Origin of the sequence: Mesorhizobium sp. M0816 (assembly GCF_040320005.1) — a bacterium.
Classification (GTDB): Bacteria; Pseudomonadota; Alphaproteobacteria; order Rhizobiales; family Rhizobiaceae; genus Mesorhizobium.
In genome coordinates this window covers 118,865-132,087 of record NZ_JAMYOT010000005.1, presented here as the reverse complement: position 1 = coordinate 132,087, position 13,223 = coordinate 118,865, and the positions used below count along the sequence as shown (strand labels likewise).

At 63.0% G+C, this 13,223-nt stretch carries 12 protein-coding genes; 6 read left to right on the top strand and 6 right to left on the bottom strand.

Annotated elements, in window-relative coordinates:
- Entirely contained in the window at window positions 1–480 is a 480-nt protein-coding gene (locus tag NKI17_RS09435; RefSeq protein WP_352569858.1) for an EF-hand domain-containing protein, read from the top strand.
- A 51-nt stretch (window positions 481–531) separates the two neighbouring features.
- Here the strand turns inward: NKI17_RS09435 and NKI17_RS09430 are convergent, their stop codons facing one another.
- Window positions 532–2,856 (bottom strand): PAS domain-containing sensor histidine kinase, encoded by a 2,325-nt coding sequence (locus NKI17_RS09430; RefSeq protein ID WP_352905740.1) that lies wholly within the window; start codon window positions 2,854–2,856, stop codon window positions 532–534.
- A 189-nt stretch (window positions 2,857–3,045) separates the two neighbouring features.
- Entirely contained in the window at window positions 3,046–5,691 is a 2,646-nt protein-coding gene (gene pepN / locus NKI17_RS09425; protein WP_352905739.1) for an aminopeptidase N, read from the bottom strand.
- A gap of 154 nt (window positions 5,692–5,845) precedes the next feature.
- On the opposite strand from pepN, the gene NKI17_RS09420 reads away from it, so the two are divergent.
- On the top strand, window positions 5,846–6,070 hold the full coding sequence (locus tag NKI17_RS09420; RefSeq protein ID WP_352905881.1) for a hypothetical protein: 225 nt from the start codon (window positions 5,846–5,848) through the stop codon (window positions 6,068–6,070).
- Entirely contained in the window at window positions 6,067–7,044 is a 978-nt protein-coding gene (locus NKI17_RS09415; RefSeq protein WP_502894460.1) for a DMT family transporter, read from the top strand. Before NKI17_RS09420 ends, NKI17_RS09415 begins: the two co-directional genes overlap by 4 nt.
- On the opposite strand, the gene NKI17_RS09410 is transcribed toward NKI17_RS09415, so the two are convergent.
- The 3 genes from NKI17_RS09410 to NKI17_RS09400 all read right to left on the bottom strand — a co-directional run bounded on the left by NKI17_RS09410 (window position 7,045) and on the right by NKI17_RS09400 (window position 9,529).
- The gene (locus NKI17_RS09410) at window positions 7,045–7,860 is read right to left on the bottom strand and encodes a helix-turn-helix domain-containing protein (protein WP_352636421.1); all 816 of its coding nucleotides are present in this window, start codon (window positions 7,858–7,860) and stop codon (window positions 7,045–7,047) included.
- A 105-nt stretch (window positions 7,861–7,965) separates the two neighbouring features.
- Entirely contained in the window at window positions 7,966–8,847 is an 882-nt protein-coding gene (locus NKI17_RS09405; protein ID WP_352449032.1) for a uracil-DNA glycosylase, read from the bottom strand.
- A 37-nt stretch (window positions 8,848–8,884) separates the two neighbouring features.
- Window positions 8,885–9,529, bottom strand: coding sequence for a hypothetical protein (locus tag NKI17_RS09400; RefSeq protein ID WP_023677808.1), 645 nt, complete (start codon window positions 9,527–9,529; stop codon window positions 8,885–8,887).
- On the opposite strand from NKI17_RS09400, the gene NKI17_RS09395 reads away from it, so the two are divergent.
- From NKI17_RS09395 to NKI17_RS09385, 3 genes are all read left to right on the top strand, one after another.
- Window positions 9,480–9,662: a hypothetical protein gene (locus tag NKI17_RS09395; RefSeq protein ID WP_352905880.1), complete on the top strand. Its 183-nt coding sequence runs from the start codon at window positions 9,480–9,482 to the stop codon at window positions 9,660–9,662. The genes NKI17_RS09400 and NKI17_RS09395 overlap by 50 nt on opposite strands.
- 104 nt (window positions 9,663–9,766) lie before the next feature.
- The gene (locus tag NKI17_RS09390; RefSeq protein ID WP_023677807.1) at window positions 9,767–11,446 is read left to right on the top strand and encodes an electron transfer flavoprotein-ubiquinone oxidoreductase; all 1,680 of its coding nucleotides are present in this window, start codon (window positions 9,767–9,769) and stop codon (window positions 11,444–11,446) included.
- Window positions 11,447–11,557: 111 nt separating this feature from the next.
- On the top strand, window positions 11,558–12,154 hold the full coding sequence (locus tag NKI17_RS09385) for a DUF922 domain-containing protein (RefSeq protein WP_352454346.1): 597 nt from the start codon (window positions 11,558–11,560) through the stop codon (window positions 12,152–12,154).
- A gap of 30 nt (window positions 12,155–12,184) precedes the next feature.
- Here NKI17_RS09385 and NKI17_RS09380 read toward each other — a convergent pair whose 3' ends face one another.
- Window positions 12,185–13,222 (bottom strand): endonuclease/exonuclease/phosphatase family protein, encoded by a 1,038-nt coding sequence (locus NKI17_RS09380; RefSeq protein WP_352905738.1) that lies wholly within the window; start codon window positions 13,220–13,222, stop codon window positions 12,185–12,187.
- Between the last annotated feature and the right edge of the window lies 1 nt (window position 13,223).

The following is a 13,223-nucleotide window of genomic DNA, read 5'->3' as shown; positions in this document are numbered from 1 at the left end:
ATGAGAAAGACGACCAGACTTGCACTCGTTTTCGCAGCCCTGGCCGGCGCCGTCGGCACCGCTGCCTATGCAGACGAGCACTCCGGGGCCGGGCCGCGCGACGGCATGATGATGCGCCTCGGCAAGGTCATGAAGGACAATGACGGCACCATCACCTTCGACCAGTTCTCCGACGCCATGAACGCGCGGCTGAAGAAGATGGTCGCCGACAATGGCGGCAAGCTGACCGTGGCACAGCTCGCCGACGCGCTGGAGAAAGCACGCTTCGAGCAGATGGCCAGGCGCATCATCGCCCGTTACGACACCAAGGGCGACGGCACGCTGACCGCCGACGACATCACAAGCCGCCAGAAGAAGGTCTTCGCCATGCTCGACCGTGACAATGACGGGAAAATCGAGAAGAACGAACTGCCGAAGGGTCCCGGCCGTCACCGCCAATGGGACGGCGAGGGCAATGATGGCGCTGACGGCATGCAGTGAGAATTGACAACCGCTCCGGCGGCGCGAGCCGCCGGAGACTTATTTTGTCATTCAGGCAGCGGCCCTGACCGCCTGCGCGGCTTTCTTGATCGGGATGCGTACCGAGACGATCGTTCCGACGCTTTCGGTCGAGCGGATCTTCAACGCGCCACCCTGAAGCTCGGCCAGCGAGCGCGAGATGGCGAGGCCGAGGCCGGAGCCGGCATGGCTCTTGGAGAACTGGTTTTGCACCTGTTCGAATGGCCGCCCGAGCTTGCTCAGCGCCGCCTTCGGGATGCCGCAGCCATTGTCCTCGATCGTCAGGATCAGCGCGCTGGAAATGCTGCGGGCTCTGACCGAGATGTGGCCGCCTTGCCCGGTGAACTTCACCGCATTGGACAGAAGGTTGATGAGGATCTGCTTGATCGCCCTGCGGTCGGCGAACAGCGTCAGCGAATCGGCGATGCGGGTTTCGACGGTGATCGACTTTTCCGCCGCCTGCAGAGAGACGACGCGAACCGTCTCCCTGATAAGCGGGCAGAGATCGATTTCTTCCTGATCCAGTGCGAACTGGCCGGCCTCGATCTTCGACATGTCGAGAATGTCGTTGATCACGCCGAGAAGATATTTGCCGCTGCCGTTGATGTCGGTGGCATACTCTTCGTAGCGCGGCGAACCCAGCGGCCCGAACAGCCGCCGTTCCATCAGTTCCGAGAAGCCGATGATCGCGTTGAGCGGGGTGCGCAACTCGTGCGACATGTTGGCCAGGAATTCGGATTTCGCCCGGTTCGCCGCTTCGGCGCGCTCGGTTTCCTTCATGTATTTGCGATTGAGTTCGACGAGCTCACGAGCCCGTTCTTCTTCCGCGCGGCGGGCAAGGCTGAGGTCATGGATTGTCGCCATCAGCCGGCGCTCGCTGTCGACCAGCTTCTCCTGGTGCAGCTTGATCTGGGTGATGTCGGAGCCGACAGAGACGGTACCGCCGTCCCTTGTCCGCAACTCGTTCACCTGCAGCCAGCGGCCGTCGGCAAGCTGGCGCTCGAAGGTCACGCCTCCCTGCGGTCCGTTGGTGTTGGCAAGCCGCCGCTCCAAGGCGAAGGCCAGCATGCGTTCCTCCAGAACGGCGCGCGGAGCGCCCGGCATCACGTCGCGATCCAACAGGCCGTTGTCCTGCTGGTATTTGGAATTGCACATGATCAGGCGCTCGGACGAATCCCACAGCACGAAAGATTCGTTGATGTTTTCGATGGCCGTCCTCAGGCGCAGGTCCGCCGCTTCGGAGCGCAGCGCCAGATGCCGCTGCTCGGTGACGTCGACGGCGATGCCGATCAGCTGGATCTCCGGCGCTTCCGGGTCGATAACGTGTGCTCTTGCGCGCATCCAAACCCATTGCCCGTCGGCATGGCGCATCCGGAACACCTGGTCGATATGGTCGATCTCGCGTGCGACGATCCTGTTGGCGAGTTCGAACAAATCGCCGTCCTCGGGATGAATGATTTCATCGACTTCGCCGAACGACAGCATCGTGTCACAAGGCTCGTAGCCCAGCATGTCGTACATCGAGCGCGACCAGTACATCTTGCCGCGCACCATGTCCCAATCCCACAGGCCGCAGCGGCCGCGCACCAGCGCCATGTCGATGCGCTGGTGGGCTTCGAGATAGATGCGATCGGCGGCCTGGGCGCGCGCCGCCTGGCCGAAATAGGCGTAGAGGATGATGATCAGCACGCCGGCCGTCAGCACGAACAGCGTGACGTTGAGTGAGACCGTCTTGCGCCAGGCGTCAAAAACTGCCTCCTGCGGCACGAACGCTGCCGCGGCACCCCTTCGGCCATTCGCCAGGCTCACTGCCGCGTACCAGTCCTGTCCGCCGATGTTGACCTCCATTACCCCGGCGCGGTCACCGAACATGAACAGCGGCTGCCCGCCCTGCACGACGCCATCGAGCGATCGCCCCTCCCAGTGCATCGACTGCGGCGATACGGCAATGATCTTGAAGGCGCTATCGGTGATCGCCAGTACGTGGCTTCGGCCCATCGCGCCCTGACGACCGGTGCTCTCCAGCAGGTCCTGGATCGCGCCGGGCGCGGAAACCATGGTCGCGTCGGCGATCGAACTGGCCAGTTGGCCGGCGGCCAGCGCAAGGATCGCCTTGGCGTCGCGCTCGATCTCGTCGCGCTCGTTCATCAGCGAAAGAAAGCGCAGTACTGCGATGATCAACAGAAACATGATGATGAGGGCCGGGATCGATCGCCGCAACAGCGGCTCGGCTGCCAGCAGCCGTCGGTAGGCAGGTTCGGCGATGAGCCGCGTATTGCCCGCGAGACCGTCGCTTCGCGCCTCGCGACGCTCAAACGCCGTCCCACCGGGCGCGCCCCACGCGTCCGCCTTCGCCATAAATGGCACTCCCCGATTTTCTGTCCCGCTTGACGATCCGGCAACGCCGCACTTCCGAATCGTCACTAAAGAATCAAAGGTGATTCGCCTTGTCCAGAGGCGCGGCGAAAAAAGATTAAAAATCGACTAAAATAATGGGGTTTTCGGGTGGTCTTCCCTTTTTCCCACAAGGGGAGAACGGGAGGTCGCTTACGCCAGGGTGCGCTCGACGATGTCTCGCAAATCGGCCGACAGCTTCTCGGTATTGGCGATCGAAAGCAACGCCTCCCTTGCCTTGGCCTGCCGCACCGGTTCGAGCGAGCGCCACGACCTGAGCGCCGTCGCCAGCCTGGCGGCCACCTGCGGGTTGCGTTTTTCGACCTGCAGCACCGTTTCGACGAAAAGCCGGTAGCCTTGGCCGTCGGCGCGATGGAAGCCGGTCTGGTTGGCGCTGGAAAACGTACCGATGAGTGCCCGTACCCGGTTCGGGTTGGCGATCGAGAACGCCGGGTGGCTGGTCAAGGCGCGCACCGCGTCCACGGTTTGCGGGCCGGGCACGCTGGCCTGGGTCTGGAACCATTTGTCCATGACCAGCGGATCGGTTGCATATTTCGCCTCGAAATCGGCCAGTGCCTTGGTCGCCTCAGGTGAGCCATGGTGACGGTGCGCAAGAACGGTCAACGCCGCGGCACGATCCGTCATGTTGGTCGCCGATTGGAAGTGCCCGGCAGCGAGTCCCGCACCTCCCGGCAGCAAGGAGAGATAGTCCAGCAGGACATTGCGCAGCGCCCGCCGCCCGGCACTGGCCGCGTCCGGGCTGAACGGGCCATTGTCGGCGAGCCGATCGTAAAGTTTGGAGAATATCTCGCGGTTGGCCCCGGCGATCGCAACTGCCAGCGCCTCGCGCGCCGCGAAAATGACGTCGGGGTCGATGTTCTTGCCGATGTCGCGGGCGATATCGGCCTCGCCGGGCAGCGCCAGGGCCAGTGCCCGATAGGCGGGTTCGAGTGCTTCGTCGCCGGCTGTCTTGCCGGCAAGCTCGGTCAGCCGGGCGCTGATCTCGGTTGGCCTGTGGTCCAGGATCTGGCGGAAACCGGCAATCAGCGCATCAGTCAAAAGCGTGTTGAACGACTGCCAGCGCGAGAAGGCGTCGCTGTCGTGGCCAGCCAGAAAAAACTGATCGTCGGGCCGCTGCTCGACCGAAAGCGTCACCGGCGCCGAAAAGCCGCGGTTGAGCGACATGGCCGGACGCTCGACAATCCCGGAAAACCTGACGACATGGCGGCGTTTGCGGATATGGATGACACCGTCCTCGACATTCGCCCCTTCGACGCCGCTATGGGCTATCGCCTCGCCACCGGCGCCAACCAGGCCGAAGGCAAGCGGAATGTGCATCAGCCGCTTGCGGCTTTCCGCCGGTGTTGGCGGCACCGACTGCTCGATTTCGAGCGTGAATTCCCGCGCCGCCGGATTATACGCCGAGCTGACGGTCAGGTTCGGCGTACCGGCCTGATGATACCACAGCGAAAACTGCGACAGGTCGCGACCCGAGACGTCTTCGAACACTTTGATGAAGTCTTCGATCGTCGCCGCCTGGCCGTCGTGACGTTCGAAGTAGAGGTCCATGCCGGCGCGGAACGTCTCGGCGCCGAGGATGGTATGGATCATGCGCACGACTTCCGAGCCTTTTTCGTAGACCGTCGCCGTGTAGAAATTGTTGATCTCGCGGTAGCGGCGAGGCCGGACCGGATGCGCCAGCGGCCCTTGGTCCTCGGGAAACTGATGGGCGCGCAGCGTACGAACCTCGGCGATGCGCTTGACGGCGCGCGAGCGCTGATCGGCCGAGAATTCGTGGTCGCGGAAAACCGTCAGCCCTTCCTTCAGGCAAAGCTGGAACCAGTCGCGGCAAGTGATTCTGTTACCTGTCCAATTGTGGAAATACTCATGCGCGATGATGGCTTCGATATTGGCGAAATCGGCGTCGGTCGCAGTTTCCTGGTCGGCAAGAACGTACTTGTCGTTGAAGATGTTGAGGCCCTTGTTCTCCATTGCGCCCATATTGAAGTCGGACACGGCGACGATGTTGAAGACATCGAGGTCGTATTCGCGGCCGAATGCCTCCTCGTCCCATTTCATCGACCGTTTCAAAGCGTCCATGGCGTAGCCGGCGAGCCTCTCCTTGCCCGGTTCGACATAGATTCCGAGCTCGACCTTGCGGCCAGACAGGGTGACAAAACTGTCCGAGATCTTGCCGAGGTCGCCCGCCACCAGCGCAAACAAATAGGACGGCTTGGGGAAGGGGTCGTGCCAGACCGCATAGTGCCAGCCGCCGGCAAGCTCGCCGCTGCCGGCCGGGTTGCCGTTGGACAAAAGCAGCGGCGCCTCACGGCGCTGAGCTTCGATGCGGACCGTATAGACCGACAGGATGTCGGGACGGTCGAGGAAATAAGTGATGCGGCGAAAGCCTTCGGCCTCGCATTGTGTGCAATAGACGTCGCTCGAGCGATAGAGGCCCATTAGCGCTTCGTTCTGCGCCGGCGCCAACACGGTTTCAATTCTCAGCTGGAAGCACCTTGTCGCAGGGGGGCTGATGATTGTCAGTTGATCGGGCGTGGCGAGAAAATCCGCAGGGCTCGGCTCCTGGCCGTCGATGGCAATGCTGCGGAGCGTCAGCCCGTCGCCATCCAGCACCAGTGGCACCGACGCCGCAATCCCGTCGCGGCGTTCGACCGTCAGCTCGGCGGTCACATGCGTTGCTTCAGGCGAAAGGCGGAAAGTCAGGCTGGTTTCCGGAATGAGATAATCACTGGGGCGATAGTCTTCGAGCTTGAAGACCTGGCCGGTATCTGTGCGCATTCCTTGATTTTTCCTGTCGATCCGGGAGCGGCGGGCGGGTCCGCTGGTCCAAATAATTTGAAGTCTGCGCTCTTTACACGAAACGCTCCCTCGACAAAACTGCAGCGACGTCTATTTCAGGCGATCATTTCCCAACCATCATCGCGAGGCTTCCATGACCGTCGTCACGCCGAAATTCGGAACGAGCGCCTCTGTGTTGCGTCGCGAGGATATGGCCTTCATCACGGGCGCGCGGGAGGCGGGTACGATCGGGTCGACGCCTGCCGCGCACAATGCGGTGACCGACGCGCTCTACCGCACCTACGGCATCAGGCATATCGACATGCCGGCAACGCCGGCGTGCATCTGGGCGGCGATCGAGGAAGCAAAAGGGGCGTGACAGCCAGACCGGATTTGCCAGTGCTTGCAGCTGGCGACCTTGCCGGCGAGCACAGCACGCTGACCGGGATCTTGCTCAAGATCGTATCGGTGGCGGTTTTCGTCGGCATGTCGTCCTGCATCAAGGCGGCAGGCACCGTGCCGGCGGGGCAGATCGTCTTCTTCCGCTCCTTCTTTGCCATTTTTCCGATCATCGCCTTCCTTGCCTTCCAGGGAAAACTCGGAACCGCCTTTTCGACAAAGCGCCCGCTCAACCACATTGCGCGCGGCGTCGTCGGTGTCTGTGCCATGGGGCTCGGCTTCTTCGCGCTGACGCGGCTGCCGCTGCCGGAGGCGATCACACTGAACTACGCGCAGCCGCTGCTGGTCGTGGTGTTCAGTTCGATCTTCCTCGGCGAAGCCATCCGCATCTATCGCTGGAGTGCGGTTGCCGTCGGCCTGGTCGGGGTGCTGATCATCTCGTGGCCGGAACTGACGCTGCTCAGTTCGGGCGCTGCCCTTGGCGATCAGGAGGTGCTTGGCGTCATCGCCGCCCTCATAGCCGCGGCGATCTCGGCCATCGCCATGCTCCTGGTTCGCAACCTCGTCCAGAGCGAGCGGACGGCGACCATCGTGCTGTGGTTTTCGGTAACCGCGAGCGTCATGGCGCTGCTTTCGCTGCCATTCGGCTGGCATGCGCTGACGCCAGCACAGGCGGGGCTTCTGATTGCCGCGGGTTTTTGCGGCGGGCTTGGCCAGATCCTGATGACCTCGGCCTATCGCCATGCCGAGGCTTCCGTCGTAGCACCTTTCGAATACACTTCGATGATCCTCGGCGTCGTCGTCGGCTATCTGGTCTTTGGCGACGTCGCCACGATCAACATGCTGGTCGGCGGCATGATCGTGGTTGCGGCGGGGATTTTCATCATCTGGCGCGAGCGCCAGCTGGGTCTCGAACGCACCCGCACCCGCAAGGCCGTCGCGCCGGAAGGGTGATCAGCCCGCTGCGTCGGTCCGCTCTTTCGCCAGCCGCATCAGCACCGCCCGCGTCTGCTCGTCGGCGGGGAAAAAAGATTCGATCGCCAGCTCCGACAGCGTCACGTCGAGCGGCGTGCCGAACACGGTGATGGTGCTGATGAACGACAGCACCGCGTCGCCATGGGCAAGCTTGAGCGGATGGACAATCGCGTTCGGTTCGACCGGCGCCGGCCGGCTGCCTTTAAGGCCGGACGGATAGGCCCGAAGCTCGCGCTCGAGCTCGACCAGAACCGGATCGGCGGCAGCGTCGTTCTGCCGCTTCAGCCGCTCCAGAAGATGCGTCCGCCATTCCGCAAGGTTGACGATGCGCGGCGCGATGCCGCCGGGATGCAGGCTGAGGCGCAACACGTTGACCGGCGGCTTCAGCAGGGAGGCGTCGGCGACATTGGCGAGGAACGGGCCGATGGCGGCGTTCGCCGACACCAGGTTCCAATGCCGGTCCACGGCAAGCGCCGGGAACGGCTCGTGCGCCTTGAGCACGGTCTCGACCGCCGCCATCGCCGGTGCCATCGAGGCATCGTCAAGTGGTCGTTCGCTGAAGCTCGGGGCAAAGCCGGCGGCCAGCAGCAGCTGGTTGCGCTGCCTGAGCGGGATCGAAAGCTGCTCCGCCAGATGCAGCACCATGTCACGCGAGGGTGCGGCGCGGCCGCTTTCAACGAAACTCAGATGCCGCTGCGAGATCTCGGCCTCCATAGCGAGGTCGAGCTGGCTCATGCGCCGGCGTGTACGCCATTCGCGAATGAGACTGCCGGCGGAAATCTGGGCTGCTGTCATGACGAGATGACTAGGCCGGCAGTGGGCGCATTTCAATTACCTGCGAGGTCATGATGCCGCCCTTCCTTCCTCGCAAGGGGAGGACGGAAGACGCGTTCTGCACCGTTACCCAAGTGCCCGCAACTTCGCCTTCACTTCGAGGAAATCCCGCCACGCCAGCTTCTTGTGCGCCGGCGTTCTCAACAAATAGGCCGGATGCAGGGTCGGCATGGCGGGAATGGCGACGCCAGACGGGGTCGTGTGGACGCGCCAGTTGCCGCGCAGCCGCAATATGCCTTCGGAGGTGTTGAGCAGGGTCTTTGCCGACGGGCCGCCGAGATTGACCAGCACCTTCGGATTGACCAGTTCGATCTGCCGCTCGATGAACGGCCGGCAGATCTCGGTCTCGTGCGGCGTCGGCGTGCGGTTGCCCGGCGGCCGCCAGGGAATCACGTTGGCGATGTAGGCAGATGTCCGGTCAAGACCGATCGCGGCCAGCATGCGGTCGAGCAGCCGGCCCGAGCGGCCGACGAACGGCAAGCCCTCTATATCCTCGTCGCGGCCCGGCGCTTCGCCGACCAGCATCACCGCGGCAGTCGGATTGCCGTCGGCGAACACCAGGTTCTTGGCGGTGAATTTAAGATTGCAGCCGTCGAATGCCGCCATGTGCTGGCGAAGCTCGTCGAGGCTTGCCGCCGATCTCGCCAGTTGCCGCGCCAATGCCGCCTGCGCCTCGTCGGGCACCGTTGACATGGCCGGGGACGTTCGCACTGCCGGTGCCGTATTCGGTCTCTCGCCCATTTCGGCGCGCGACACGCTCGTCGAGCGATGAGGCGATGCATTTTCACCGGCCGGCAGAGCGGCAGCCGCAGGCACCCGCTCCGGCGGCCTGGCTTCTGCAAATCTGTTTACCGGCTGTTCTTCAAGTGCCTCGTCGACGCCGGCGCTGGCGTAGAAGGCCAGCAGCTCGGCGAGATCGGCTCGGCTAGTGTGGGGGGCGGCAGTCATGGTTTCACATTCGGCCGCGGAGCTTGAATTTGCAAGTTCAGCTCGACGGTATGCGCGGATCCTGCACCAGATAGAACGTCCAGCGCGGCGTGTAGTCGGTGATCAGGAAATAGAAGCTGGCGGTCTTCAGCGGGTCGATCTTGCCGTTCTTGAACAGCAGGCGGTCATACGGTTCGAAATTGCGGTCGAAATCGGCGTAGCTGCTCGACCAGATATTTTCGGGCGTTTTGTTGCGCTGGTCGAACGACAGGCCGTCGCCGAACACGCTCGGCTGGTCGAGGATCTCCTGGAGTTCGAACTGGAACTCGACCCAGGCTTGGCCGCTATTGTTGAGCACGTCGATGCGCATATACATCAGACCATTGGCGAAGTCTCCCGCCTTGCCGAACGGCTGGATCGGCCTTGTCGTGCGAATGGCCAGCGTTACCGGCGTCGCTGAATTCAGCTCTTCGGTGATGACCAGCGGATCCTCCTTCGTGCCGATGCCGGAAGCCCCGGTGATGCGGAAACCGCCGCGCTCGTCGGAAAAGGAATAGGCGCCGGTCGCCCAGACCAGTTGCTGCTCGGCACGGGCATCGAGGGCCGTCAGTGGCAGAAGCGCCAAGAGCGCCGCACGGCAAAACCGGCCGGGCGTGAAAAAAAAGCGCGTCGATGAAAAGCCAGCCGGCCCGAATATGCGCATGGCGGGAAGTATGGCCGATAAGCAAGCCGTCGAACAATTAAAAACATCAGTGCGACATATCTGTGCAAACGGAATAGGATTGATGATTGATGCTCGTCACCGCGAATCTGTGCGGCAGGACGCGACTTTTTGACGAAATCGGTATTGTCACGTCCGCGCCGGTTTCCCGTCGCTATTTGATGCGCTATGCAGCGCGTGAGCCAGCAAGGCCGGGAATAGCGAGCCAGTGAGGGATCGATGAGCGATATCGAACGCGAAAGCATGGAATTCGACGTGGTCATCGTCGGCGCCGGCCCGGCCGGCCTCGCCGCCGCGATCCGTCTCAAGCAGGTCAATCCCGAGCTTTCCGTCGTCGTGCTGGAAAAGGGCGGCGAAGTCGGCGCGCACATCCTGTCCGGCGCCGTCGTCGATCCGATCGGCATCGACCGGCTGCTGCCCGGCTGGCGCGAAGAGGAGGGTCATCCCTTCAGGACACCGGTCACCGACGACCATTTCCTGGTTCTCGGCCCCGCCGGTTCGTTCCGTCTGCCCAATATCCTGATGCCGCCGCTGATGAACAATCACGGCAACTATATCGTCTCGCTCGGCAATGTCTGCCGCTGGCTGGCGACCAAGGCCGAGGCGCTGGGCGTCGAGATCTATCCGGGCTTTGCCGCGGTCGGCCTGCTCTACAACGAGGCCGGTGCGGTCACCGGCGTCGTCACCGGCGACATGGGCGTCGAGAAGGACGGCACGCACGGTCCGGGCTTTGCGCCGGGCATGGCGCTGATGGGCAAATATGTCTTGATCGGCGAGGGCGCGCGCGGCTCGCTGGCCAAGCAACTGATCGCCAAACACCACCTTTCCGACGGTCGTGAGCCCGGAAAATACGGCATCGGCCTCAAGGAACTCTGGCAGATCAAACCGGAAAACCACCGGCCCGGCCTTGTCCAGCATTCCTTCGGCTGGCCGCTCGATATGAAGACCGGCGGCGGCTCCTTCCTCTACCATCTCGAGGACAACCAGGTGGCAGTCGGCTTCGTCGTTCACCTGAACTACAAGAACCCCTATCTGTCGCCCTTTGACGAGTTCCAGCGCTTCAAGACCCATCCGGCGATCCGCGGCACCTTCGAGGGTGCCAAGCGGCTGGGCTACGGTGCCCGCGCCATCACCGAAGGCGGCTGGCAGTCGGTGCCGAAACTGTCCTTTCCCGGCGGTGCGCTGATCGGCTGCGCGGCCGGCTTCGTCAACGTGCCGCGCATCAAGGGCTCGCACAATGCCGTGCTCTCCGGAATGCTGGCGGCCGAGCATGTCTGTGATGCGATAGCCGCCGGCCGCACCAATGACGAGCTGGCCTCCTACGAGGCCACCTGGCGCGCCACCGATATCGGCAAGGACCTGAAGAAAGTGCGCAACGTCAAGCCGCTATGGTCGCGCTTCGGCACCATTGTCGGCGTCGGCCTTGGCGGCCTCGACATGTGGCTGAACACGCTGTTCGGCTTCTCGCCCTTCGGCACGATGAAGCACGGCAGGGCCGACTACGCGACGCTGGAACCGGCCGCCGCGCACCAGAAGATCGCCTACCCGAAGCCGGACGGGGTGCTGACCTTCGACCGGCTGTCGTCGGTGTTCCTGTCCAACACCAACCACGAGGAGAACGAGCCGGTGCATCTGCTCGTCGCCGACATGGACCTGCAGAAGCGCTCCGAGCATGACGTCTATGCGGGGCCCTCGACGCGTTACTGCCCGGCCAGCGTCTACGAATGGGTCGACAAGGATGGCAATGCCGCCGCCGATCCTGCGGCCAAGGATGTGCGCTTCGTCATCAACGCGCAGAACTGCGTGCACTGCAAGACTTGCGACATCAAGGACCCGAACCAGAACATAAATTGGGTGCCGCCACAGGGCGGCGAGGGCCCGGTCTACCAGAACATGTAAGTCACAAGGTTTGCTCCGGACTAAACAAGATGAGGAGCAGCGCAACCGTAGGATTGTTGAATAAACCGCCTGCCTGTGTTTCCTTTCTGCGGCGACAGGGAGGAAGGAAAAATGCGCCTGGCAGTTCTGACGAGCGTTGTGGCGATCGGGGCATTGTGCGCCCCTGCAGCCTTGGCCGGCACTAAGGTGCTGGTCAAGACACGAACTTACAGCATTGCCGGAACCACCGGCGCGGCCCTGATCGAGGCCATGGATCGCAGTGGGCCGAAGCACGGCTTCATGACCCACGCCATCGCGCAGACCGGCTACAGCGTCGATGATTGGACCTTCGACGCCCATCGGGAAAACGGCGTCTGCCGCCTGCGCCAGGCCAACGGGACGCTCAATCTCTTCTATACCTATCCCAAACTAGTCTCAGCCACGTCGCCTGCGCTGCAGAAGCGCTGGAAGCGGTTCTTCGCTGGCGTCCGCGCCCATGAAGAGACCCATGGCCGCATCGCCAGACAGATGATGCGGGCCACCGAAAAGTCGGTTCGAGGGCTGACAGTCGGTGATGACCCGCACTGTTTCGAGGCACGTCGCGAGGCAAAGCGCCGGATCAATGCCATCTATGCCGAATACGAGGCAAAGCAGATCGCCTTCGATGCGCACGAGCATCGCGACGGCGGCCCTGTCGAGCACCTCATCCGCGCTTTTGTGGGCCAGTAATAAGCCAGGTCGAGATTGGACTGCGGATTTTCAGCTTCGCGTCCCGCCAGGCAGCGCCGCAAGCGCGGTCGCCGTCTGGTGCTCGTCGAGCGGCTTTTGTTCATCCGACCGTAGCGAAAACTCCACCAGCACCGGCAGATGGTCTGAGCCGGTGTCCTCAAGGGTCGACGCCGAACGGATAACGATGGCGCCCTTGCTGAAAACCTGGTCGATCGGCAGTCCGGCGAAGCGCAGGAAATCCGGCAGCCTTCTGTAGAGCCAGGTCGGCCCGACCGACGGCATTACAGTCAGCTTGCCAAGCGATGCGACGCGCCGGACGGCGGCGCTCCATGGCGCTGCGTTGCAGTCGCCTGCCAGGATCGACGTCTCGCCAAGCGAGGCGATTTCGTCAGACAACCCTCCAATCTGCCGTGATTGGTTGTGCGGCCATGGCCAGGTGAGGTGGATGGCGGCGACATCGACGTCGGTTCCGCCGAAATCGACCGTGGCGATCGCCATCGCGCCGCGGCTGTCGCAGTGCGGCTCCGTGCCTATGGCAAACGGTCGTCTGGACAGCAGCGCAACGCCGAACACGCCATTGGGATATGGGCAGAGGATCCGGTGGGGATAGGCGCCGGATAGCAGCCCAAGCTTTGCCTTCCACATCTCGGACACCTCGTCGAGGGTGATCACATCAGGCTGGGTCCGGCCGATCAGCGACAGCACCTTCTCAGGCGTTGGATTGTTGAACCTGAGGTTCATCTGCAGCAGGCGGTAGACTGGCTCGTCACCGGGTTTGGCTTCGTAGGCGGCCTGCACCTGCCATAGCCGCGAAAGCGGCAAGGCATTCGACGTGGTGGCAAAGGAGGCTATCGCAAACAGCAATGCGGCCGCGGCCTGCAGGCGAAACGAGGTGGCGAGCAGCGGCAGCGCGCAAAGCGCCATCAGCACCGAAAAATGGACGCGGAAATGAGCAAAGGAATCGAGGGCCGGATGCAGCGATCCGAAGAACCCGGCCACCAGCGCGGCCGAGAGTGCAAGCATTGCGACGAATGCCAGCGCAACCGTCATGTCCCGAACACGTGCCATC

What these genes read in the sequence shown, in the direction of transcription:
- NKI17_RS09400 (WP_023677808.1), bottom strand. Translation starts at nt 9,529, where the DNA reads ATGCGCATATTCGGGCCGGCTGGCTTTTCATCGACGCGCTTTTTTTTC.
- NKI17_RS09420 (WP_352905881.1), top strand. Translation starts at nt 5,846, where the DNA reads ATGACCGTCGTCACGCCGAAATTCGGAACGAGCGCCTCTGTGTTGCGT.
- NKI17_RS09410 (WP_352636421.1), bottom strand. Translation starts at nt 7,860, where the DNA reads ATGACAGCAGCCCAGATTTCCGCCGGCAGTCTCATTCGCGAATGGCGT.
- NKI17_RS09430 (WP_352905740.1), bottom strand. Translation starts at nt 2,856, where the DNA reads ATGGCGAAGGCGGACGCGTGGGGCGCGCCCGGTGGGACGGCGTTTGAG.
- NKI17_RS09405 (WP_352449032.1), bottom strand. Translation starts at nt 8,847, where the DNA reads ATGACTGCCGCCCCCCACACTAGCCGAGCCGATCTCGCCGAGCTGCTG.
- NKI17_RS09390 (WP_023677807.1), top strand. Translation starts at nt 9,767, where the DNA reads ATGAGCGATATCGAACGCGAAAGCATGGAATTCGACGTGGTCATCGTC.
- NKI17_RS09380 (WP_352905738.1), bottom strand. Translation starts at nt 13,222, where the DNA reads ATGGCACGTGTTCGGGACATGACGGTTGCGCTGGCATTCGTCGCAATG.
- NKI17_RS09435 (WP_352569858.1), top strand. Translation starts at nt 1, where the DNA reads ATGAGAAAGACGACCAGACTTGCACTCGTTTTCGCAGCCCTGGCCGGC.
- pepN (WP_352905739.1), bottom strand. Translation starts at nt 5,691, where the DNA reads ATGCGCACAGATACCGGCCAGGTCTTCAAGCTCGAAGACTATCGCCCC.
- NKI17_RS09385 (WP_352454346.1), top strand. Translation starts at nt 11,558, where the DNA reads ATGCGCCTGGCAGTTCTGACGAGCGTTGTGGCGATCGGGGCATTGTGC.